Raw genomic sequence first — 21,978 nt, forward strand, 5'->3', positions numbered from 1 at the left:
AGTTTTACAGCTAGCCGATCAGCGGGGCCAGAGTCTGTCCGAGCAGTCCGACGCGACCGGGGACGTGTCCGTTGGCGGGGGCGTTGACCGTGACACCGTCCACACCGGTCGCCAGGAGGTCGGCGAACCGCGCGGCGACCTCGTCGGGGTCTCCGACGACGGTTCCGGCGCGACGGACCTCCGCGGCCGGATTGCGTTGCAGATAGGCCTCGAAATCGGCGACGGCCTCGTCGTGCGTCGGTGCGACGCATGCCGAGGTCTGCAGACTGACGGTGATCTCGGAACGGTCTCGGCCGAGGGCTTCGCAGTGTGCGGCGAGTGCATCCAGTTTGCGTCCGATGTCCTCGACAGCGCAGATGAGATTGGACTCGTCGGCGTACTGGGCCACCATGCGCAAGGTCTTCTTCTCGCCGCCGCCGCCGATCATCACGGGGATCTTCGACAGTGGTGCCGGGACGTTGAGCGCGTCGGAGACCTTGTACCGCCGTCCGTCGAGGCTCGGCCGCTTGCCGTCGAGCATTCCGAGGATGATCTGCAGCGCCTCCTCGAGCTTCTCGAACCGATCGGTGAAGGTGCCGAACTCATAACCGAGGGAATCGTGTTCGAGTTCGTACCAGCCGGCCCCGATGCCGAGCTGTCCACGCCCGCCGGACACGATGTCCAGCGCGGTGACCGTCTTGGCCAGCAACGTCGGATTGCGGTAGGTGTTGCCCGTCACCAGCGCAGACAACCGCACCTTCGACGTGTGCTGGGCCAACGCGGAGAGCAGGGTGTACGCCTCGATCATCGGCTCGTCGGGGGTGCCGAGGATCGGTAGTTGATAGAAGTGGTCCATCACCAGCACGGTGTCGAAACCCGAGGCGTCGGCCTCGCGGGCCTGCGCGACGACGGTGTCGAACAACTGATCGGCGGCGATGCCGGGATAGGTGAAATTGGGGATCTGATATCCGAGTCGGGTCACGCCCCGACGCTACGCCTGGGTGATCGTCGTCGCAGGAGGTTCTTGCCCAGGAGTGACTTGCGCAGGGGGTTCGTGCGCAGCGGGTTCGGCGGCGGTCGTCGGCAGGGTGGTCGTCGAATCATCCGACAACGCAAACGATCTCGCATAGCGTGCGAGAGTCTCGATGAGATCGTCGAAAACCGCTTCGACGTCGGTCGCGGTGGCGATTCGTGCGTTGGGCTCGCCGGTCATCCCTCGTTCGTCGGCAACCGTCATCCCGCGGGTGTGGCTGCCGACCAGTTCGACGTCGACGCGCGCGGGGATGCCGGTGACGAGATCGGGGGTCAGGGCGACCATCGCGGCGAACGGATCGTGCAGGTGTGCGATGAACCCCTCGTCGTGGGCGAGATGGAACTCGAGGTAGAACCGCATCGCGTCGACGATGTGACGGATGAGCACGTTGTCGGCGGCCGAACGCAGCCCGAGATCGTCGGTCGGATCGGGGCACTCGACCGGAGAACTGCCGGCAGCGGCGGCGAGCCGGACGAGATGGTCGGGTGTCAGCGCGACCTGCTCGGTGAGGTCGAGCGGGCAGACGATGGGCGCCGGGGCCCCGTCGCGGCCGAATGCGGAGAACACCTCGGCGGCCGCCTCCGGGTCCACCGCGATGTTCCACTCCGAGGTGGGCGTGGTGTTGCCGTGCACGTGGAACGCGCCGCCCATGGTGACGAGTCGGGCCAGGCGGGTGGGCAACGCCGGATCTCTGCGAATCGCTGTGGCCAGTGACGTGAGAGGGCCGGTCACCAACCCGATGAGTTCTCCGGGGTGTGCCCGGGCGGCCTCGATCCATGCGTCGGCCGCATCGACCGAGGACGCGGATGTCGTGGTCGGCGGTAGGTCGGCGTAGCCGATGCCCAGGGGACCGTGGGTCTCCTCGGTGGTCATGAGCTTGGCGACGAGCGGCACCGGGGAGCCGGTGTGCACCGGGATGTCGGTGCGGTCGCAGAGGTCGAGCCAGGCGAGATTGTTCGCGGTCACGACGTCGACGGGGACGTTGCCTGCAGTGGATGCGATGCCGATGATGTCGACGTCGCGACGGGCCAGGAGGTAGAGCAACGCGATCGAATCGTCGATGCCGGTGTCGCAGTCGAAGAAGAGCCGGGTCACGACTCCATTGTGGCCTGATCTCCGGTGCCGCCTGACGGTCGGGCATCGCCTCCGTACGGTGGTGAGGCATGACTGTTCATAACGTCGCGTTCGAATGGACGGAAACAAATCGAGAATGGATGATCGAGAATCCGATCCGGATCGTTCTCTACGTGGTCGTTGCCCTGGTGCTGCGGTTCGTTCTGCACCGCGCGATCGACCGGGCGACGCGTCGACCGGCCACGGGGGAGTCGTCGAGCCGTAAGCCGGCCCTCCTGCGGCATCTGCGCGAGCGGGCGCCGTCGGCCACGCGCAGTGCCGCGGTGGCGGAGCGTCGGGCCCAGCGTGCGCGCACGATCGGGTCGGTGCTGAAGTCCACCGTCTCGATCATCTTGCTGGTGTGGGTGGTGCTGTCGGTTCTGGCCGTGCTCGGGGTCAACATCGCGCCGTTCATCGCATCGGCCGGGATCGTCGGTCTGGCCATCGGTTTCGGTGCGCAGAACCTGGTCCGCGACTTCGTGTCCGGTGTGTTCATGCTGCTCGAGGACCAGTACGGGGTCGGCGACTTCGTGGACCTCGGCGAAGCCTCGGGTGAGGTCGAGTCGGTGGGGCTGCGTGTCACCACGGTGCGAGACGTCGACGGCACCCTCTGGTATGTCCGCAACGGCGAGATCGTTCGTGTGGGCAACATGAGCCAGGAGTACGCGGTCGCGCGGGTCGACCTGCCGGTGGCGCTGAGCGCGGATCTCGATCAGGCGCAGGAGGTCGCTCTGGAGGCGGCCAAGGAGGTGGTCGGCCGCAAGCCGGTCTCCGACGATGTCCTGGGTGAGCCCGAGATGCTCGGTGTCCAGGAGGTGTCACCCCACCAGGTGACATTGCGCATGACGGTGAAGACCAAGCCGAACACCCAGTGGTCGACGCAACGTCGCCTGCGTTCGGCGATCCTGCTGGCCTTCGACGAGCACGGCGTGGCACTGCCTCTCCCGCTCGGTCGACTCATCGGGGCCAACGGACAGGGCGAATGACCGAACGTGCCGACTCGGCCGGTCGCGCACCACGACCGTCGTCGATCGTGGTGCGCGCCGGACGGGTCGGCACGACTGTCGTGGTGCGTCCGGGTCAGAGTGAGACGATCGTCGCCGAGGCGGTGCCGGGAGCGCCGTACACCTGGGCGAGCCCCACGCGCGGCTTACCCGGGACCTGACGGTCACCCGCCTCGCCGCGGAGTTGCCGCACCAGCTCGTGCATCTGGCGTAGCCCCGACGCGCCGATCGGCTCGCCGTTGGCGATCAGGCCGCCATCGGTGTTGACGGGCATCGCGCCGGTGATCTCGGTCGCACCGTCGGCGAGAAGCTGCTCCTGCTCGCCGTCCTTGCACAATCCGGTCTCGGCCATGTGGATGATCTCGGCGCCCGCATCGGTGTCCTGGAGTTGTGCGATGTCGACATCTTCGGGACCGATGCCTGCCCGCTCGTAGGCGGCCCGCGCCGCGTACACGGTCGGTGACACGTCCTCCTCGAGCGGCGCAGACGTGGCGTGCACCTCGTAGGCGCCGTAACGACGCGTGCGGATCTCGCTGGCGCGCAGGTAGACCGGCTTGTCGGTGAACTTGTGGGCGATGTCGCCCCGGCACATGATGACCGCCGCGGCACCCTCGTCGGGTGAGCAGAACATGTACTGCGTGAGTGGGTAGTTCACCATCTGCGAATTGAGGATGGTGTCCTCGGGGATGGGGGTACGTCGGAAGGCGTTCGGGTTCTTCTCGCCGTTGCGGAAATTCTTCGCCGCCACCTTCGCGAGTGTGGCGGGGGAGATGTCGTGCTCGTGGATGTACCGGTTGGCCTTCATCCCGAAGAACTTCGTCGTCAGGAACTGGCCGTTCTCCGCATACCACTGGGGGAGGGCGAGTTTCGCGGGGTTGTCGGTGAAGGCGCCACGGGGGTGCTTGTCCATGCCCACGGCGATACCGATGTCGTACGTGCCGAGGCGGATGGTGTCGGCGGTCTGCTGGATGGCGCTCGCCGACGTCGCGCAGGCGTTGAACACATTGGTGAAGGTGATGCCGGTCAGGCCGACCAGGCGGGTGACGGCGTCCGGGTTCGACACCTCGTAGCTGCCGCCGAAACCGAATTGGATGTCTTTCCAGGTGATCCCGGCATCGGTCAGCGCGAGCTGGATCGCCTCGGCGCCCATCTGCATGGCGGTCTTGTCGAACCGGCCGAACGGGTGCAGCCCTACACCGATGATGGCCACGTCGTTTGTCATGAGAGTCCTCTCGGATCAGGCAGGGGCGAAGGCGAAGGTGTAGATCTCGTCGCCGTCGGCGTCGGTGGCAAAGGGGATCATCGTCAGTTCGACCGACTGGCCGAACTCGAGCTTCGCGGGGTCGTTCTCGGTCAGCCGTCCTTCGACCCGGACGACGTCGTCGAGCTGGACCAGACCCATCCCGAACGGCACGAAGTCGTCACCGACCGGACCGACGTAGGGCGCGCCGGGCGGGAAACCCTGCACCGTCCACGCGATCAACGTCCCACTGCGCGGCAAGCGGGTCTCGCCCATGCCTCCGGTTCCGCATTTCGGGCAGTGGTCTTGGGCCGGAAACGTCACGAACTCGCACTCAGCACATCGACTTCCGATGAGCTGCGGGTTCTCCTCCGGCCAGGTGGAGATCTCCGGCGCCAACGCCTTGGGCATGTCACGTCCTCCGCAGTGTGTGATCTAACAATTCTACGTAAGCGTACGTGACGTTTTCGAAAATGGAAACGGCATTCTCGCAGCACGTCGCGGCGGCGAATGCGTCGGGGCGACACCGGGAACACGTCGGGGAGCACGAAGAGTTCGGAGACAAAAGAAAAACCCCGACCATGGGTCGGGGTTCTCATTCGGTGTCCGAGGGGGGACTTGAACCCCCACGCCCGTTAATAGGGCACTAGCACCTCAAGCTAGCGCGTCTGCCATTCCGCCACTCGGACCTCTTGTGTAGCGCGGATAACCATAACCGAGGTTGCCCGTCTATCCCAAATCCCGTAGGAGTGAGGGGTGACTTCCCAGCCAGAGGCGCATCGCGCGGTCGATGAGGTCGTCGACATCGTGAGCCAGTTGATCCGGTTCGACACCTCCAACACAGGCGAACCGGAGACCACCAAGGGCGAGGAGGAGTGCGCCAAGTGGGTGGCGCAACAACTCGAGGAAGTCGGTTACACGACCCAGTACGTCGAGTCCGGTCAGCCCGGCCGGGGCAACGTGTTCGCCCGGTTGGCCGGACCGCCGGATTCCGATCGCGGTGCCCTGCTGGTACATGCGCACCTCGACGTCGTACCCGCGGAACCCGCCGACTGGAGTGTGCATCCGTTCTCGGGCTCCGTCTCCGACGGCTACATCTGGGGCCGCGGTGCCATCGACATGAAGGACATGGCCGGGATGGCACTCGCCCTGGCCCGCCAGCTCAAACGAGAGGGGACGGTCCCTCCCCGGGAGATCGTCTTCGCGTTCCTCGCCGACGAGGAGGCAGGCGGAAAGTGGGGATCGCACTGGTTGGTCGAGAACCGGCCGGACCTCTTCGACGGGATCACCGAGGCGGTGGGCGAGGTGGGTGGCTACTCGCTGACAGTCGATCGGCCAGACGGAAGTCAGCGTCGGCTCTACCTCGTCGAGACCGCCGAGAAGGGGCTGGCCTGGATGCGTCTGACGGCCGACGCCACTGCGGGCCACGGTTCCTTTCTGCATTCCGACAATGCCGTGACCGACGTCGCCGAGGCGGTCGCGCGGATCGGCAGGCATACGTTCCCGCTCGTGATGACCGAGTCGGTCGGCGAGTTCCTGGCTGCCGTCTCCGAGGAGACCGGGCTGGACCTACGGCCCGACGCCCCGGACCTCGACACCACGCTGTTCAAACTCGGCAGCCTCGCACGGATCATCGGTGCCACCCTGCGTGACACCGCGAACCCCACGATGCTCAAGGCCGGTTACAAGGCAAACGTCATCCCACAGAAGGCGGAGGCGGTCATCGACTGTCGCGTGCTGCCGGGCAGGCAGGCGGCCTTCGAGAAGGAGATCGACGAGCTCATCGGCCCCAACGTCACCCGTGAGTGGATCACCCATCTCGATTCCTACGAGACCACCTTCGACGGCGATCTGGTGGATGCGATGAACAACGCCATCCTCGAGTTCGACCCGGAGGGCAAGACGGTGCCGTACATGATGTCGGGCGGCACCGACGCCAAGGCGTTTGCCAGACTGGGGATCCGGTGCTTTGGTTTCGCGCCGCTGCAACTGCCGCCCGAACTCGACTTCGCCGCTCTGTTCCACGGCGTCGACGAGCGAGTGCCGGTGGACGCGGTGTTGTTCGGAACCAACGTGTTCGAGCACTTTCTGTTGCACAGTTGACATGTCCCGCGCTGACGCGAGAAAGGTGATCTGATGTCGTCGTTCAACCCCTATGATCCGCTGCCCAACCTGCCCGGCTTCACCCTGACCTCCGAGAGTGTCACCGACGGTGGATCCCTGCGCCGTGAGCAGGTGAGCGGCCTGATGGGTGCCGGCGGCGAGGACCTCTCGCCCCAGCTGAGCTGGTCCGGATTCCCTTCGGACACCAAGAGTTTCGCGGTCACCGTGTACGACCCCGACGCGCCGACCGCCTCCGGGTTCTGGCACTGGGCTGTCGCCGACATCCCGGTGTCGGTGACGTCGCTGCCCGAAGGTGCCGGGGACGAGTCGGGCAGCGGCCTCCCCGGAGCCGCCCTCACACTGGCCAACGATGCGTCGCTGAAACGCTTCGTCGGCGCCGCACCGCCGCCCGGTCACGGGCCGCACCGGTACTTCGTGGTGGTGCATGCGGTGGACGTGGAATCGCTGGGTCTCCCCGACGGTGCCACCCCGGCATACCTGGGCTTCAACCTGTTCTCGCACTCCATCGCGCGGGCGACCATCGTCGGTACCTACGAGCAGGCGTCCGAGAACGTCTGACCCGCCGGAGGCGTAAACCCAAGCCCCCGTAGCATTCTCCGAGAGTTGTCGGGGTGATGCGGGGGAGGCAGACGGGTGAGTGGGCGAGAGTTCTCGCGTCGGCGGTGGTTGGCCGCGACGCTGGGCGTCGGTGTGACGGCGACGCTGGGCAGGCCTGCGATCGCCGACGCGCGGCCGCCGTCGGTACCGTTGCCGCCGCTGCCGGGCAACCTGCCGCAGCAACCGCAGCCGGCGATCAACAGTCCGCTCAACTTCTCCTCGCCGCCGTTGCCGCGTTACGTCGACGACCTGACCCTGCCGGCCGTCCGGCCCGCCGACGGGCTCGTGGTGGCGCAGGACTCGATGCACCGTTTCCACCGCGACCTCGCGCCGACCCGCGTGTGGGGTTACGGCCCGCACATCCATGGTCCGGTGCTGGAGGCGCAGTCGGATGTGCCGTCGCACATCCGATTCCGGAACTCGCTTGGCCGTCACGTCCTGGCCGACGACGTCGACACGACGATGATGGGGGTGCGCGACGAGGACCGGATACGTCCCCGCATGGTCGTCCACCTGCACGGGGCGCCGACCAGCCCCGAGTACGACGGCCATCCGACCATCGCATGGCGTCCCGGCGGCGTGGCCGAACACCGGTACGACAATCGCCAGGAGGCCGCCACCCTCTGGTATCACGACCATGCGATGGGGATCACGCGGCTCAACGTACAGGCGGGCCTGGCCGGTTTCTACCTGGTGCGCGATCGCTTCGACACCGGTCGAGCCGACAATCCGCTGGGCCTACCGTCGGGAGAGCATGAACTGCCGCTGTTGATCGCCGACCGGACGTTCAACGCCGACGGCACCCTCCAGGCGCGTCAGGTTGTCTTCCTTCCGCAGGGCGGCAACCAGGGTGGCCTGTGGGGTGACGTCGGTCTGGTCAACGGGGTCGCGTGGCCGACACACACCGTCGCCCGCGGCCTGTACCGGCTGCGCCTGTTGAACGGATCCAATTCGCGCACATTCCGTTTGACCTTCTCCAGACCTCTGCCGTTCTGGGTGATCGGCTCTGACCAGGGACTGTTCGATCGGCCCGAACAGATCACCGCCCTCACCCTGGTACCCGGCGAACGCATGGATGTACTCGTCGACTTCGGCGCGCTCGCCGACGGTGAATCGGTCGAGGTGCGCAACGTGGCCCCCAACAGCATCGGCAACACGCTGTTCATGGTGCCGCCATTGACCTCGGTCATGCGTTTCGTCGCCCGCGGTGCGACGGTGCGGACGGGTACCGTGCCGCACCGACTCCGCGGTGGACCGAACCTGCCCGCGACGCTGCCGAAACCGCCCACCCTGCAACGGCACCGGACGATGACGTTGATGTGGACCGCCAATGCGGCGCACTCGCTGCCGTTGCCGGTGCGTGCGATGCTGTTGATCAACAATCTCGCCTTCATGTCCGACGACGTCGACGTGGCACGGGCGGGGACGGTCGAGCGCTGGGACATCGTGAACACGCTGCCGTTCGAGCATCCGATCCACATCCACCTCGCGCGGTTCCGGGTCATCGGGCGACGGGCGCTGAACTCCGGCGCCTACGTCGCGGCGCACCCGCCACCCGTCGACGTCGACCGTCGCTGGGCGCCGTCACCCGCGCCGTACGTCTTCGGTCCGGTGCATCCACCCGAACTCTGGGAGCGCGGATTCAAGGACACCGTGCACTGCCCCGAGGACACGGTGACCAGCCTGTTGGTCGAATGGCCGTCGGCCGACGACCTGGGATTCGACCCGGACGCGGTGATCCGGGTTCCGGCCGGGGCCGAGATGGTGGCCATGTCCGACGGCGGTGCACATCACGTCACCGGCTCGGGATCACGGCAACCGGCGCATCGTGATCATCAGCATCCTCAGGCCGGGACCCGAGGGTATGTGTGGCATTGCCACAACCTCGATCACGAGGACCACGACATGATGCAACGCCTGCGAGTCCGGGCCTGACCTCGCCTCAGGCGCGCGCCGCGCTGCCGACCGCGTCGGCCAGCGAGGCGAATCCGCCTGCCCGGACGCGGGCGGCGATGCCGTCGTGGATCTCCTTGGCCCACAACGGGCCGCCGTAGATGAACGACGTATAGCCCTGCAGGAGGTCGGCTCCCGCGCAGATCCGCTCCCACGCCTGGTCGACGGTCTCGATGCCGCCCACGCTCACCAACGCGACGCGACCACCGACGCGCGCGTACAGCCGTCGTAAGACCGCCAACGAGCGATCGGCCAGCGGCGCGCCCGAGAGCCCGCCGGCGCCCATCGCGGCGACCTCGGCGGCGTCGGTCCGCAACCCGGAACGCTCGATGGTGGTGTTGGTGGCGACGATCCCGGCGAGGCCGAGCTCCACGGCGAGGTCGGCGACCGCGTCGATGTCCTCGTCGGCCAGATCGGGTGCGATCTTCACCAACACCGGCACGTTCACCTCCTCCTGCACCGCGGCGAGAATCGGTCGCAACGAGTCGACGGCCTGCAGATCACGCAAGCCCGGCGTGTTGGGAGAACTGACGTTGACGACCACGAAATCCGCCAACGGTCCGAGAGTCCGTGCGCTGAACCGATAATCGTCGACCGCGGCGTCCACCGGAACCACCTTGGTCTTGCCGATGTTGGCGCCGATCGGCACGCTCACCGGGCCGCGGCGGGGTTCGCCGAGATGTTGTGCCGCGACCACCGCGCCCGGGTTGTTGAAGCCCATCCGGTTGACGAGTGCATGGTCGGCGGGCAGACGGAACAGGCGAGGAGCCGGGTTGCCCGGCTGCGGCTGACCGGTGATGGTGCCGATCTCGGCGTAGCCGAAACCGAGCTGTCCCCACGCATTCACCGCCGAGGCGGTCTTGTCGAACCCGGCGGCCAGGCCCACGGGCGCGGGAAAGTCGACTCCGAACACCCGTTGCCGCAGGAGGGGGTCGTGGGTGGCGAGCAGTGTCGCGGCCAGGTCGCGCAGACCGGGTGTGCGGCCGGTGATGCCGATCGCACGCGCGGCGATACCGTGGATGCGTTCGGGGGAGAGCAGGAACATCGCCCGCAACACCAGCGGATAGATCAGACGATTGATCCGGCTCAGCACGCCGTGGCTCCGTTCTCCGGATATCCGGTGTCGTCGAGTAGGTGCTCGCGGTGTTCGAACGTGCGCGCACGCGGTGGTTTCTTCCTGCGCAACAACACCTTTCGGGTGCCGTCGGTGTAGAGCCGCACTCGGCGTAGTTCCCAGCCGCCGAACTCCGCCTCGATCGACAGGCGCATCGACGCGGTCACCCGGGTGACATCGGGTGGCAGATTGAGCAGCAGACACTCGTGCGTCTCCGAACTCACCTCCCAGCCGACCGGGTGGCGGGATCCGTGACGCGACGAGCTGCGGGCGCGTCGCGGCGAGGCCTCACCGTATCCGGGGCTAGCCGACATGGTCATCCGCCTGCGGGAGCCGGACCGGGTTCGGTCTGCCGGTCGGGCGGGGCGATCTGGAGCCCGCCGCGCGCCGAGAGGACGAACACCGTGCCGGACGCGTCGTCGACGGCGATGTGGTCCGGTTGGGCGACGGTCCCGAAGCGGTGCTTCTCCGTGGGCTCGCCTCCGGACAGGTCATACGCCACCACCTCGTTGTTCGCCGTCGTCGACACCCACGCCAGGTTGCGGGTGTCGTCGTAGTCTACGGCGAACGGGCCGTTCGCCACGGGGTAGCGGAACCGCATCACCAGGGGCGATCCGAAGAACCCGATGAGTTCGCCGTCGCGGGTGTTGGCGACCAGGATCCGGCCGTAGTGGTCGACGACCGAGTTGGTGGCGCCGTTGCCGGCCCGAAGGGCGGCCCCGTGGGATCCGTCCTGCAGGTCGATCGGGGTCACCGAGGACTGCGCGTTGTCGAGGACGACGACCTGCGCGTCGTCGAGGTCGGCCCCGGCAGGGGAGACCGTGATGTCGTCGACCCGGACGAACCCGGTGATGACGCGTCCCGGTTTCAGGTCGCGATCGAGCACGAGTACCCGACCGTCCGCGGTGCCCACCAACACCTGGCCCGCCTCGGTCAGGGCCACCGCGGTCGGATCGTCGGCGGTCTCGGCCGTGGTGACCGATCCGTCCCGGGCGATGCGGGCCACGACGCCGGGGCCGAGGCCGACGAAGGTGCCGTCCCCGGCCCCGGCGATGTGCGTCAGCGCCGGGGTGGTGACACGTGCGGGCTCGGCCGCACGACCGTCGGCCCCGAATCGCAGCACCGCGGTCCCGGCTTGATCGAGGACGGCGACGACCCCGTCGTCGAACGCGAGATCCCGACTGCCTGCAGGCGTCGGGATCACCTGTCCGGCCGGGGCGGCCGCGGGCCCGGCGGGGGCAGGCGATGCCGTGGCGGGTGTCACAGTGGGCACGTCCGGCGTGGACGAATCATCCGACGATCCGCACCCGGCGAAGACCAGGGCGGCGGCGAGCGTGCACGCCCCGATGGCGACTGTTCGAGAGCGGGACACCCCTGTGAACAGGGACGGACGATGCGGATTGTGCTGGGGTGCCATGTCACCATCTTGCGTCACGGTGACCGGCCCCCTCGATCGGGGTCGGGCAGCATGGCGATGCCCGATCCGGGCGCTCTGCCCGGAAACGCCGGGCTCACCGATGCGGTGGGTACCGATGCGAACACGTACCATCAGCCGCCGTGACCGACACCATGACCTGGGCCCAGTCGATCGTGCTCGGCGCCCTGCAGGGAATCACCGAGTTCCTCCCGATTTCTTCGTCTGGCCACCTGCGGATCGCGTCGGAGATCATGTTCGGCGGCGACGCGGGAGCATCGTTCACCGCTGTGACGCAGCTCGGCACAGAGGCCGCCGTCCTCGTGTACTTCGCACGGGACATCGTGCGGATCGTGGCGGCGTGGTTCCGTGGCCTCGCCGATCGGGAACAGCGAGATCTGGACTATCGGATCGGTTGGTACGTGATCTTCGCGACCATCCCGATCGGTGTGCTCGGCTTCCTGTTCAAGGACCAGATCCGGACCACCGGGCGCAATCTCTGGCTGGTCGCGACCGTTCTCATCGTGTTCGCCGGGGTGATCTGGCTGGCCGAACGATACGGCCGCAAAGAGCGTTCGATGGAGCAGTTGACGCTGCGCGACGGGGTGATCATGGGCCTGGCCCAATGTCTGGCGCTGGTACCGGGTGTGTCCCGGTCCGGTGCGACCGCCAGTGCCGGTCTGTTCCTCGGCCTCGAGCGCGAGGCCGCGTTCCGGTTCTCGTTCCTGTTGGCGATCCCCGCGGTCACCGCGTCCGGTCTGTTCAGCCTGCCCGACGCCTTCGATCCGAGCGGCGAGGGAATGGAGGCCACCGGACCCCAACTGCTCGTCGCCACCGCGATCGCCTTCGTCATCGGCTACGCGTCGATCGCCTGGCTGCTCCGTTTCGTCAGCGCACACTCGATGAACTGGTTCGGCGGTTACCGCGTCATCCTCGGCGTCACCCTGATCATCCTGCTGTCCACCGGAGTGATCAACGCCACCTGATCAGCGGTACGCCACGACCGTTCCGCCGCAGGCGAACGCCGGGTGCCACCTCCGCGCACCGCTGACGCCTATGGTTGGAGACATGACCGTGATACTCGTGCGCCACGGACGCTCCACGGCCAACACGTCGGGTGTCCTGGCCGGACGTTCACCGGGCGTCTCGCTCGACGACAAGGGACGTGACCAGGCGGCACAGCTCGTCGACCGCCTCGGCGGGTGTCTCGAGGAGATATCGGTGGTGGCGCGTTCGCCGTTGGACCGCTGTGCCGAGACCGTCGCGCCGCTGCTGCGCGCGCTGCGCGCCGACCGTGAGGTCGACGAACTCGTCGTGGACGATCTGGCCGAGGTGGACTACGGGACCTGGACGAACCGCGCCATCCGAGATCTGCTGTCCGAGCCGCTGTGGAAGACGGTGCAGCAGCACCCGTCGGCCGCGGTGTTCCCCGAGGGCGAAGGACTGGCCGCGGTCCAGGCGCGCGCGGTGGCCGCGATCCGGCGGCTCGACCGCATCCACGGCGGCGAGGACGGCAGCGGGGTCTGGGTGGCGTGTTCGCACGGCGACGTGATCAAGGCCGTGCTCGCCGATGCAATGGGCACGCATCTCGACCAGTTCCAGCGCATAGTGGTGGAACCGGCGTCGATCAGCATCATCCGCTACGGCTCGACCCGTCCGTATGTGCACACCGTCAACAACACCGCCGTGTTGTCGGTGCCCTTGCCGCCCCGCGACAAGGCGACGTCGGAAACAGAGACGTCGGAAACAGAGCAGAGCGCCGGCGATGACGCCGTCGTGGGCGGTGCGACCGGCGTCGACGGACACGATCGTGGCGTGCGGGCTGCGGCGGCACCCCTGGCGCGCGGATAATGGACCACAGAATCAAGGAGGTGTGATGTCTCGCGCGATACACGTGTTCCGTAGCCCGGACCGGTTCGTCGCCGGTACGGTCGGCCAGCCGGGGGACCGGACGTTCTACCTCCAGGCCGTTCACGAGACACGGATCATCAGTGTGCTGTTGGAGAAGCAGCAGGTGGCGATCCTGGCCGATCGGATCGGCGCACTGCTCGAGGAGATACATCGGCGCTTCGGGACCCCGATACCCCCGGATGACGACCGCATCGGCGACCTCAGTCCGTTGGCGATGCCTGTCGATGCCGAATTCCGCGTGGGGACCATGGGTTTGGGCTGGGATGCCGAGTCCGAGGCGGTCGTCGTGGAGTTGCTCGCGATCACCGAGGGCGAGTTCGACGAGAGCGTCGTGCTCGACGACACCGACGAAGGTCCCGACGCGGTGCGGGTGTTCCTGACCACCGAGGCGGCGCGGGAGTTCGCGTCCCGGTCGTCGCGGGTCATCTCGGCGGGCAGACAGCCGTGTCCGCTCTGCCAGGAGCCGCTCGATCCCGACGGTCACCTGTGCGTCCGGACCAACGGGTACAAACGCGGTGCGGAATTGAGCAAGTCGCTCGACTTCGTCGACCCCGATGTGTTCCGCAACCTCTCGATGCAGGACGAGGGTTACCTGGACCCGGATCCGGGCGACACCGACGACGACGATCCGCCCGCGGCGCCGCAGAGTTGACGTGACCATCTCCGAACCGTCCGATCCGCACCCGGCCGCATCCGACGACGCGGACCGACCGCCGACCGACCCGAACGGGGTCGAGCGCGTACTGCGTGAGGGCGAGCTGATCATCGTCGGCCGGATCCCGACGGCCAGCAACACGACGCTGGTCTGTGACGCGGTCCTCGACGACACCGAGGTGCGGTGCGTCTACAAGCCGGTGCGTGGCGAGGTGCCGCTGTGGGACTTCCCCGACGGCACCCTCGCCGGCCGCGAGGTGGCGTCGTATCTGGTGTCCGAGGCGCTCGGGTGGTCGGTGATCCCCACGACGCTGCACCGCGCCGGCCCGCTCGGCCCCGGCATGGTGCAGCGATGGGTCATCACCCCCGACAACGACGACACCCCGGCCCACGTCGGTGGTGCCGAACTTCCCGTCCCTCGGGTGGAGATGGTCGATCTGTGTCCTGCCGACACGGTCCCGACCGGATACCGGGCGATCCTGCGGGCGCTGGACCCGACCGGAGAGCCGGTGGTGCTGGTACACGCCGACGACCCGCGGCTACAACGCATGGCCGTGCTCGACATCGTGCTGAACAACGCCGACCGCAAGGGCGGCCACGTCCTCGAGGGGCTCGACGGAGGCGTCTACGGCGTCGACCACGGCATCTGCCTGCATGCCGACGACAAGTTGCGCACCGTGCTGTGGGGCTGGGCGGGCGAGCCGGTGCCGGCTCACCTGCTCGCAGATCTCGCCGGGTTCGTCGACCATCTGACCGATGACGAACATCCGCTGACCCGCGCGCTCGCCGAACACATCACGACCGTCGAGATCCTGGCGCTCGCCGAGCGAGCCGCCGAACTCGTCGCCCGCGAGACCATGCCGCACCCGCCCGGCCATCACCCGATTCCCTGGCCGCCGTTCTGACATCGAGTCCGGCTCACCGGCGTCACGACGGTCCCAAGGCGCACCAGATGTTCCGCCGTTTGAACCGCGCCATACAGTGGACGCATGCAGTCGTGGCCTGATCCCGCCCTGCCGGACATCCCGGGTTCCGGGCCGGCACTCCGCCTCTTTGACACCTCCGACGCACAGGTGCGACCGGTGAGTCCCGGGGAGACCGCGACGATGTACGTCTGCGGCATCACCCCCTACGACGCGACCCACCTCGGTCACGCCGCCACCTACGTCACCTTCGACATCGTCAATCGTGTGCTGCGCGACCTCGGCCATCAGGTCCACTACGTGCAGAACATCACCGACGTCGACGACCCGCTGTTCGAGCGGGCCGACCGTGACGGGGTGGACTGGCGTGAGCTGGGTTCGGAGCAGATCCAGCTGTTCCGCGACGACATGGCCGCACTCCGGGTGCTGCCGCCACGCGATTACATCGGGGCGATCGAATCGGTCGGCGAGGTGATCGAGGTCGTCGGCAAGCTGCTCGCGTCGGGTGCCGCCTACGTCGTCGACGACGCCGAGTTCCCCGACGTCTACTTCCGCGTTGACGCCACCGAGCAGTTCGGCTACGAATCCGGTTATGACCGGGCCACCATGGAGCGCTTCTTCGCCGAACGCGGCGGCGATCCCGACCGCCCGGGCAAGCACGACCCGCTCGATGCCCTGCTGTGGCGTGCTGCCCGACCCGGCGAACCGTCGTGGGACTCGCCGCAGGGGCCGGGACGGCCAGGTTGGCACATCGAGTGTTCGGCGATCGCCCTCAACAGGCTCGGAGTGGAGTTCGACATCCAGGGCGGCGGCAATGATCTGATCTTCCCGCACCACGAGTTCTCGGCGGCGCACGGTGAGGCTCTCACCGATTCGCAGCGGTTCGCCCGGCACTACGTGCACACCGGGATGGTCGGCCTCGACGGCGAGAAGATGTCCAAGAGCCGCGGCAATCTGGTGTTCGTGTCGGTGCTGCGCCGTGAGGGGGTGGCACCGGCAGCGATTCGCCTTGCCCTGTTGTCGGAGCATTATCGGGCCGATCGCATGTGGACCGATGCCGTCCTCGAGGATGCGTTCACGCGGTTGGACCGGTGGCGGTCAGCCACCCGGGCCGCTGCCGGACCGGACGCCGCCCCGGTGATCGCCCGTCTCCGTCAGCATCTGGCCGACGATCTCGACACCCCGAAAGCACTTGCGGCGGTGGACGCCTGGAGTCGTGACGTGGAATTGGGCCTGGGCGGATCGACCGACGCGCCTGCCGAGATCGCGCGCGCCGTCGATGCGCTGCTGGGAGTCGATCTCGGCTGAACGGGCTCGATGTCCCCGCGACCGTCGGGGAACGGCTCGGTACAGTTCTTCCGTGGCACGCGCGCAGGAGATCAAGCCGGACACCGTCGGCGGGGTGTGGACAGTGGTGACCCGTACATCGACATACCTGCTGGACTTCGACGAGATGACGCTGCTCCGGGCACCCGGGGTCGGTGGCACCGACAGCGAGGAGTGGGCGGTGAGCCGCCTGCGGAGGGACTCCGAGGACATCCCGCTGTTGGGCGTCAAGTCTTGCCGGGTGGGGGAGTCGGCCCAGTTCTGGGTGCGCGCCGCCGACGATCCGGACGTTCGCACCTGGCGGATCACCACACCGGTGGTCTCGATCGAGCGGATCGGCTGAGCCGCCTCAGCTTCCGAACGACCCCGGCCCGCGACGCTTGAGGTAGCGCTCGAACTCGGCGGCCAGTGCATCGCCGTCGATCTTCGCCATCACCTCGTCGGTGTCGATCTCGGCGTCTCCGCGTTCCTCGAGCCCGCGGACGTAATCGGCGATCTCCTCGTCGTCCTCGGTCATCTCGGTCACGGCCCGCTCCCATTCCTCGGCCTGCTCGGGAAGGGTGCCCAACGGCACCTCGATGTCGAGGACTTCTTCCACCCGGTTGAGCAGTGCCACCGTGGCCTTGGGGTTGGGCGGCGTGGACACGTAGTGGGGCACCGCCGCCCAGAACGAGACAGCCGGAAGTCCGGCTTGGACGAACAGATCCTGCAACACGCCGGTGATGCCGGTGGGGCCCTCGTATCGGCTCTCCGTCAGGTTGAACCGGGTCGCCGACTCGCTGCTGTAGGCGGTACCCGTGACCGGGACCGGCCGGGTGTGCGGGGTGTCGGCGAGTAACGCCCCGAGTATCACCGTGGTCTCCACATCCAGAGACTGAGCGAGGTCCACGAGCTCGGCGCAGAACGCCCGCCAGCGCATGTTCGGCTCGATTCCGCGGACGAGTACGATGTCACGGTCCGCACCTTGGGGGCTGCAGTAGGACACGGACGTCGTGGGCCAGTCGATTCGTCGGGTGACCCCGTCGATCTGCTTGACGGTGGGTCGGTTCACCTGGAAGTCGTAATAGTCATCGGAGTCGATGTCGGCCAGGGGGATCGCATCCCAGGTCAGCGCCAGATGCTCGACTGCGCTGCTGGCGGCGTCACCGGCGTCGTTCCACCCCTCGAAAGCGGCCAACAGAATGGGCCTGCGCAGCTGGGGAAGGTTCGACCTCTGCTCAGCGTTCACTGAACCAGCCTACGACCGAACCCCGAGAGAGAGCGAACTACGCTGTCAACCATGCCGACCCCCAACACGGACCCGACTGAATACGACACGACATTCCTCACGGCGATGTCGCGGCGTGTACTCATCGGCGACGGGGCCATGGGGACCATGCTGCAGGCCGCCGACCTCACGCTCGACGACTTCGCCGGACTCGAGGGCTGCAACGAGATCCTCAACGACACCCGACCCGACGTCCTGGCCGAGATCCACCGTGCCTACTTCGAGGCGGGTGCCGATGCGGTCGAGACGAACACCTTCGGCTGCAATCTGTCCAACCTGGGTGATTACGACATCGCTGACCGGATTCGGGAACTTTCGTACAAGGGGACCGGGATCGCCCGGGGAGTCGCCGACGAGATCGGCACCTCCGCGGACGGCACACCGCGTTATGTGCTCGGTTCGATCGGACCGGGCACCAAGCTCCCGAGCCTCGGGCACACCACCTATGCGGCGATTCGCGACGCCTACTACGAGTGCGTGGCAGGCATGCTCGACGGCGGTGCCGACGCCATCCTCGTCGAGACGTCCCAGGATCTGCTCCAGGTGAAGGCCGCGGTGGTGGCGGCGCGGCGGGCGATGAACGATCTCGGCCGCGCCATCCCGATCATCAGTCACGTCACCGTGGAGACCACCGGGACGATGTTGCTCGGTTCCGAGATCGGAGCCGCGTTGGCCGCGATCGAGCCGCTCGGTGTGGACATGATCGGCCTCAACTGCGCCACCGGTCCCGCCGAGATGAGCGAACACCTGCGGTACCTGTCGCGCCACGCCCGAATCCCGGTGTCGGTCATGCCCAATGCGGGGCTGCCGGTGCTCGGCGCGAATGGTGCCGAGTACCCGCTACAACCGGACGAGTTGGCCGGCGCGTTGGGGGACTTCGTGTCCGACTTCGGCCTCGCCTTCGTCGGCGGCTGCTGTGGCACCACGCCCGAACACATCCGGCAGGTCGCCGAGCGCGTCGCCGAGGTCGCACCGGCGACCCGTGCCCCCGAGCACATCTCGGAGACCTCGTCGCTCTACGCCTCGGTGCCGTTCGACCAGGACGCCAGCTTCCTGGTGATCGGTGAGCGCACCAACTCCAACGGCTCCAAGGCATTTCGCGAGGCGATGATCGCCGAGGACTACCAGAAGTGCCTGGACATCGCGAAGGATCAGACCCGCGACGGCGCGCACATGCTCGATCTCAACATCGACTACGTGGGACGTGACGGCGTCGCCGACATGACCGCGCTGGCGAGCCGCTTCGCGACGTCCTCGACCTTGCCGATCATGCTCGACTCCACCGAGCCGGATGTGATCCGCGCCGGACTCGAGGCACTCGGCGGTCGTTGCGCCGTCAACTCGGTCAACTACGAGGACGGCGCCGGACCCGACTCGCGGTTCGCCCGCATCATGCGCCATGTCGTCGAGCACGGTGCCGCCGTCGTCGCGCTCACCATCGACGAGGAGGGGCAGGCCCGCACCGCGGACTGGAAGGTCCAGGTCGCCGAGCGACTCATCGAGGACATCACCGGCAACTGGGGGCTGGCCGAAGAGGACATCATCATCGATGCCCTGACCTTCCCGATCTCGACCGGTCAGGAAGAGGTGCGCCGCGACGGCATCGAGACGATCGAGGCCATCCGCCGACTGCACGAAGCACATCCGGATGTCCATTTCACGCTGGGTATCTCCAACATCTCGTTCGGCCTGAATCCCGCGGCGCGGCAGGTGCTGAACTCGGTCTTCCTGCACGAGTGCGTGCAGGCCGGCCTCGACACCGCGATCGTGCACGCATCCAAGATCTTGCCGATGGCGCGCATCCCCGACGAGCAGCGTGAGGTCGCGCTCGACCTGGTCTACGACCGGCGACGCGAGGGCTATGACCCGCTGCAGAAGCTGATGCAGTTGTTCGAGGGGGTGTCGGCGGCGTCGGCGCGCGAGTCCCGTGCAGCAGAACTCGCGAAGCTCCCGCTGTTCGAGAGGCTCGAGCGGCGCATCGTCGACGGCGAGCGCAACGGGCTCACCGACGACCTCGACGAGGCGATGGCCCAGGTCCCGCCATTGCAGATCATCAACGAGACCCTGCTCGCGGGCATGAAGACCGTCGGCGAGCTGTTCGGGTCCGGTCAGATGCAGCTGCCGTTCGTCCTGCAGTCCGCAGAGGTCATGAAAACCGCTGTCGCACACCTGGAACCGCACATGGAGTCGACGGGCGAAGACGGCAAGGGCCGCATCGTGTTGGCGACTGTCAAGGGCGACGTCCACGACATCGGCAAGAACCTCGTCGACATCATCCTGTCGAACAACGGTTACGAGGTCGTCAATCTCGGAATCAAACAACCGATCTCGACGATCCTGGAAGCGGCGGGCGACAAGCGGGCCGATGTCATCGGGATGTCCGGACTGCTGGTCAAGTCGACAGTGGTCATGAAGGAGAACCTCGAGGAGATCAACACCCGGGGTCTCGCCGAGTACCCGGTGCTCCTCGGTGGCGCCGCGTTGACCCGCTCCTACGTCGAGAACGACCTCAGCGACACCTACGAGGGCGACGTCCACTATGCGCGCGACGCCTTCGAAGGTTTGCGTCTGATGGACGAGATCATGGCGACCAAGCGTGGCGAGGGGCCCGATCCCGACAGCCCGGAGGCGTTGGCCGCCAAGGAGAAAGCCGCCGAACGCAAAGCGCGGCACGAACGGTCCAAGCGGATCGCCGAGAAGCGCAAGGCCGCCGAGACGCCGATCGAGGTACCGGCACGCTCGGACGTCGCCGCCGACAACGAGGTCCCGACACCCCCGTTCTGGGGAACCCGGATCATCAAGGGTGTACCGGTGGCCGATTACCTGCAGTTGCTCGACGAGCGTGCGCTGTTCCTCGGGCAGTGGGGTCTGCGCGGCAGCCGGGGTGACGATGGGCCCTCGTACGAGGATCTCGTCGAGACGGAGGGCAGGCCGCGGCTGCGGTACTGGATCGACCGCCTGTCCACCGAGGGCATCCTGCAGCACGCCGCCGTCGTCTACGGGTACTTCCCGGCGGTCAGCGATGGTGACACCGTGCACGTGCTCGCCGAGGCCCGGCCGGATGCCGAGGTGCTGCACAGCTTCTCGTTCCCGCGTCAGCAGCGCTCTCGATTCCTGTGCATCGCGGACTTCATCCGCTCGCGTGAGGACGCCGACAGGCAGGGCACGGTCGACGTGTTGCCCTTCCAGCTCGTCACCATGGGGCAACCGATCGCCGATTTCGCCAACAAGCTGTTCGCCGAGGACGCGTACCGCGACTATCTCGAGGTGCATGGCATCGGTGTGCAGCTCACCGAAGCGCTCGCCGAGTACTGGCATCAACGGGTGCGCAGCGAGCTGAGTTTCGGCGGCCGGTCCATGGACAGCGAGGACCCGGAGTCGGCGCAGGGCTTCTTCGACCTCGAATACCGCGGTGCCCGTTTCTCGTTCGGTTACGGTGCCTGCCCGGACCTCGACGACCGCGCCAAGATGATGGCGCTGCTCGAGCCGGAACGGATCGGTGTGGTGCTCTCCGAGGAACTGCAGCTGCATCCCGAGCAGTCGACCGACGCGTTCGTGCTGCATCACCCGGAGGCGAAGTACTTCAACACGTGATCGGCACCGATCAGGTGTAGAAAGCGAGCCCAGGACATCATCGGCGGCGATCGGCGATGACCGCCGCGAGCGGCCGAGTACCCGGGTCCTGTCTGCTGTGGGTCTCCCGGATGGTGAACCCGGCTTCGTCGAGTGTTCGCGACATCTCGGACACCGGCCAGAAGTGGGCGGTGGTGACCGCATGCCCGAACGGAGCCATTTCGTCACCGGTGAAGAATCCGAGCAACAGGCTGCCATCCGGCCGCAGCGCCCGGGAGAACTCGACGAGCACACCGGCGAGATGTCGGGGTTCGGTGTGGATGAGCGAGTACCAGGCGAGGACGCCCGCGAGTTGCGAGTCCGCCACCGCCAGGTTCTCGGCCCGGCCGACCGTGAATCGGCAACCCGGGTGGGATGCCCGCGCATGATCGACGAACCGCATCACCGGGTCGGCACCGGCGATGTCCACCCCGCGCTCGTGCAGCCAGGCGGTCCATTGCCCGGGACCGCAGCCGACGTCGAGAACCGGACCGTCGAGGCCTGCGGCCCATCGGCCGACCAGCTCCCGATCGATCGGGGAGGTCGAATCGATCGTGCCGAACAGTTCGATGTAGTCGTCGGCGCGGCGTGCGTAGGCATCTCGGGCCTCGTCGGTCGTCACGTCGTCAGTCAACAGCACGCCGTGCGTTGATCCCGCCGACACGCCATCGCCGATCCCGGCTGCCGAGACCTCCTGCTGGCACAAGACGCTTG

General features: G+C 67.3%; 20 protein-coding genes and 1 tRNA gene. 11 read left to right on the forward strand and 10 right to left on the reverse strand.

Annotation, left to right across the window (positions count from 1 at the left end; all coding sequences use genetic code 11):
- Nucleotides 1-10 precede the first annotated feature (10 nt).
- Nucleotides 11-961, reverse strand: coding sequence for an LLM class F420-dependent oxidoreductase (locus tag AAFP35_RS14320; RefSeq protein ID WP_419222302.1), 951 nt, complete (start codon nt 959-961; stop codon nt 11-13).
- Between the two features lie 9 nt (nt 962-970).
- Nucleotides 971-2,107, reverse strand: a complete 1,137-nt coding sequence (locus AAFP35_RS14325; RefSeq protein WP_419222303.1) for a nucleoside hydrolase — start codon at nt 2,105-2,107, stop codon at nt 971-973.
- A 68-nt stretch (nt 2,108-2,175) separates the two neighbouring features.
- Here AAFP35_RS14325 and AAFP35_RS14330 point away from each other — a divergent pair, with 68 nt between their 5' ends.
- On the forward strand, nt 2,176-3,111 hold the full coding sequence (locus tag AAFP35_RS14330; RefSeq protein WP_419222304.1) for a mechanosensitive ion channel family protein: 936 nt from the start codon (nt 2,176-2,178) through the stop codon (nt 3,109-3,111).
- 94 nt (nt 3,112-3,205) lie between these two features.
- Here the strand turns inward: AAFP35_RS14330 and AAFP35_RS14335 are convergent, their stop codons facing one another.
- The 3 genes from AAFP35_RS14335 to AAFP35_RS14345 all read right to left on the reverse strand — a co-directional run bounded on the left by AAFP35_RS14335 (nt 3,206) and on the right by AAFP35_RS14345 (nt 5,058).
- The gene (locus tag AAFP35_RS14335) at nt 3,206-4,351 is read right to left on the reverse strand and encodes a thiolase family protein (protein WP_419222305.1); all 1,146 of its coding nucleotides are present in this window, start codon (nt 4,349-4,351) and stop codon (nt 3,206-3,208) included.
- Between the two features lie 15 nt (nt 4,352-4,366).
- Nucleotides 4,367-4,780: a Zn-ribbon domain-containing OB-fold protein gene (locus AAFP35_RS14340; RefSeq protein ID WP_419222306.1), complete on the reverse strand. Its 414-nt coding sequence runs from the start codon at nt 4,778-4,780 to the stop codon at nt 4,367-4,369.
- A gap of 192 nt (nt 4,781-4,972) precedes the next feature.
- Nucleotides 4,973-5,058 (reverse strand) — tRNA-Leu (locus AAFP35_RS14345).
- 67 nt (nt 5,059-5,125) lie between these two features.
- Between AAFP35_RS14345 and AAFP35_RS14350 the strand changes: the two genes are divergently transcribed.
- The 3 genes from AAFP35_RS14350 (at nt 5,126) to AAFP35_RS14360 (ending at nt 9,025) form a co-directional block, all read left to right on the forward strand.
- The gene (locus AAFP35_RS14350) at nt 5,126-6,472 is read left to right on the forward strand and encodes a M20/M25/M40 family metallo-hydrolase (RefSeq protein WP_419222307.1); all 1,347 of its coding nucleotides are present in this window, start codon (nt 5,126-5,128) and stop codon (nt 6,470-6,472) included.
- 33 nt (nt 6,473-6,505) lie between these two features.
- Nucleotides 6,506-7,051 (forward strand): YbhB/YbcL family Raf kinase inhibitor-like protein, encoded by a 546-nt coding sequence (locus tag AAFP35_RS14355; protein WP_419222308.1) that lies wholly within the window; start codon nt 6,506-6,508, stop codon nt 7,049-7,051.
- A 75-nt stretch (nt 7,052-7,126) separates the two neighbouring features.
- Nucleotides 7,127-9,025, forward strand: coding sequence for a multicopper oxidase family protein (locus tag AAFP35_RS14360; protein WP_419222309.1), 1,899 nt, complete (start codon nt 7,127-7,129; stop codon nt 9,023-9,025).
- A gap of 7 nt (nt 9,026-9,032) precedes the next feature.
- Here AAFP35_RS14360 and AAFP35_RS14365 read toward each other — a convergent pair whose 3' ends face one another.
- From AAFP35_RS14365 to AAFP35_RS14375, 3 genes are read right to left on the reverse strand one after another with little or no spacing between them, the layout of a single operon-like run.
- Nucleotides 9,033-10,136, reverse strand: coding sequence for a quinone-dependent dihydroorotate dehydrogenase (locus tag AAFP35_RS14365; protein ID WP_419222310.1), 1,104 nt, complete (start codon nt 10,134-10,136; stop codon nt 9,033-9,035).
- Entirely contained in the window at nt 10,130-10,471 is a 342-nt protein-coding gene (locus AAFP35_RS14370) for a DUF5703 family protein (RefSeq protein ID WP_419222311.1), read from the reverse strand. The genes AAFP35_RS14365 and AAFP35_RS14370 overlap by 7 nt, the downstream gene beginning before the upstream one ends.
- A 2-nt stretch (nt 10,472-10,473) precedes the next feature.
- Complete coding sequence (locus AAFP35_RS14375; protein WP_419222312.1) at nt 10,474-11,574, reverse strand: YncE family protein; 1,101 nt, start codon at nt 11,572-11,574, stop codon at nt 10,474-10,476.
- A 140-nt stretch (nt 11,575-11,714) separates the two neighbouring features.
- On the opposite strand from AAFP35_RS14375, the gene AAFP35_RS14380 reads away from it, so the two are divergent.
- The 6 genes from AAFP35_RS14380 to AAFP35_RS14405 all read left to right on the forward strand — a co-directional run bounded on the left by AAFP35_RS14380 (nt 11,715) and on the right by AAFP35_RS14405 (nt 16,728).
- Nucleotides 11,715-12,557 carry an undecaprenyl-diphosphate phosphatase gene (locus tag AAFP35_RS14380; protein ID WP_419222313.1) on the forward strand — a complete coding sequence of 281 codons (843 nt, stop codon included), beginning with the start codon at nt 11,715-11,717 and terminating at the stop codon, nt 12,555-12,557.
- Nucleotides 12,558-12,639: 82 nt separating this feature from the next.
- A complete protein-coding gene (locus AAFP35_RS14385; protein WP_419222314.1) occupies nt 12,640-13,422 on the forward strand; it encodes an MSMEG_4193 family putative phosphomutase in 783 nt (260 codons plus the stop codon).
- A 25-nt stretch (nt 13,423-13,447) separates the two neighbouring features.
- Nucleotides 13,448-14,134: a DUF3090 domain-containing protein gene (locus AAFP35_RS14390; protein ID WP_419222315.1), complete on the forward strand. Its 687-nt coding sequence runs from the start codon at nt 13,448-13,450 to the stop codon at nt 14,132-14,134.
- 1 nt (nt 14,135) lies between these two features.
- On the forward strand, nt 14,136-15,041 hold the full coding sequence (locus tag AAFP35_RS14395; RefSeq protein WP_419222316.1) for an SCO1664 family protein: 906 nt from the start codon (nt 14,136-14,138) through the stop codon (nt 15,039-15,041).
- 84 nt (nt 15,042-15,125) lie between these two features.
- Entirely contained in the window at nt 15,126-16,367 is a 1,242-nt protein-coding gene (gene mshC / locus AAFP35_RS14400; RefSeq protein ID WP_419222317.1) for a cysteine--1-D-myo-inosityl 2-amino-2-deoxy-alpha-D-glucopyranoside ligase, read from the forward strand.
- 52 nt (nt 16,368-16,419) lie between these two features.
- Complete coding sequence (locus AAFP35_RS14405) at nt 16,420-16,728, forward strand: hypothetical protein (RefSeq protein ID WP_419222318.1); 309 nt, start codon at nt 16,420-16,422, stop codon at nt 16,726-16,728.
- Nucleotides 16,729-16,734: 6 nt separating this feature from the next.
- On the opposite strand, the gene AAFP35_RS14410 is transcribed toward AAFP35_RS14405, so the two are convergent.
- A complete protein-coding gene (locus AAFP35_RS14410; protein ID WP_419222319.1) occupies nt 16,735-17,613 on the reverse strand; it encodes a PAC2 family protein in 879 nt (292 codons plus the stop codon).
- A 51-nt stretch (nt 17,614-17,664) separates the two neighbouring features.
- On the opposite strand from AAFP35_RS14410, the gene metH reads away from it, so the two are divergent.
- Nucleotides 17,665-21,246 carry a methionine synthase gene (gene metH / locus AAFP35_RS14415; protein WP_419222320.1) on the forward strand — a complete coding sequence of 1,194 codons (3,582 nt, stop codon included), beginning with the start codon at nt 17,665-17,667 and terminating at the stop codon, nt 21,244-21,246.
- A 37-nt stretch (nt 21,247-21,283) separates the two neighbouring features.
- Here the strand turns inward: metH and AAFP35_RS14420 are convergent, their stop codons facing one another.
- Nucleotides 21,284-21,886, reverse strand: coding sequence for a class I SAM-dependent methyltransferase (locus AAFP35_RS14420; protein ID WP_419222321.1), 603 nt, complete (start codon nt 21,884-21,886; stop codon nt 21,284-21,286).
- Nucleotides 21,887-21,978: the final 92 nt, after the last annotated feature.

It is taken from the genome of Gordonia sp. CPCC 206044 (assembly GCF_048537895.1).
Classification (GTDB): Bacteria; Actinomycetota; Actinomycetes; order Mycobacteriales; family Mycobacteriaceae; genus Gordonia.

Excerpts from the sequence above, each read along its gene's own strand:
- AAFP35_RS14330 (WP_419222304.1), top strand. The coding sequence starts at position 2,176 with ATGACTGTTCATAACGTCGCGTTCGAATGGACGGAAACAAATCGAGAA.
- AAFP35_RS14335 (WP_419222305.1), bottom strand. The coding sequence starts at position 4,351 with ATGACAAACGACGTGGCCATCATCGGTGTAGGGCTGCACCCGTTCGGC.
- AAFP35_RS14340 (WP_419222306.1), bottom strand. The coding sequence starts at position 4,780 with ATGCCCAAGGCGTTGGCGCCGGAGATCTCCACCTGGCCGGAGGAGAAC.
- AAFP35_RS14355 (WP_419222308.1), top strand. The coding sequence starts at position 6,506 with ATGTCGTCGTTCAACCCCTATGATCCGCTGCCCAACCTGCCCGGCTTC.
- AAFP35_RS14370 (WP_419222311.1), bottom strand. The coding sequence starts at position 10,471 with ATGTCGGCTAGCCCCGGATACGGTGAGGCCTCGCCGCGACGCGCCCGC.
- AAFP35_RS14375 (WP_419222312.1), bottom strand. The coding sequence starts at position 11,574 with ATGGCACCCCAGCACAATCCGCATCGTCCGTCCCTGTTCACAGGGGTG.
- AAFP35_RS14385 (WP_419222314.1), top strand. The coding sequence starts at position 12,640 with ATGACCGTGATACTCGTGCGCCACGGACGCTCCACGGCCAACACGTCG.
- AAFP35_RS14390 (WP_419222315.1), top strand. The coding sequence starts at position 13,448 with ATGTCTCGCGCGATACACGTGTTCCGTAGCCCGGACCGGTTCGTCGCC.
- mshC (WP_419222317.1), top strand. The coding sequence starts at position 15,126 with ATGCAGTCGTGGCCTGATCCCGCCCTGCCGGACATCCCGGGTTCCGGG.
- metH (WP_419222320.1), top strand. The coding sequence starts at position 17,665 with ATGCCGACCCCCAACACGGACCCGACTGAATACGACACGACATTCCTC.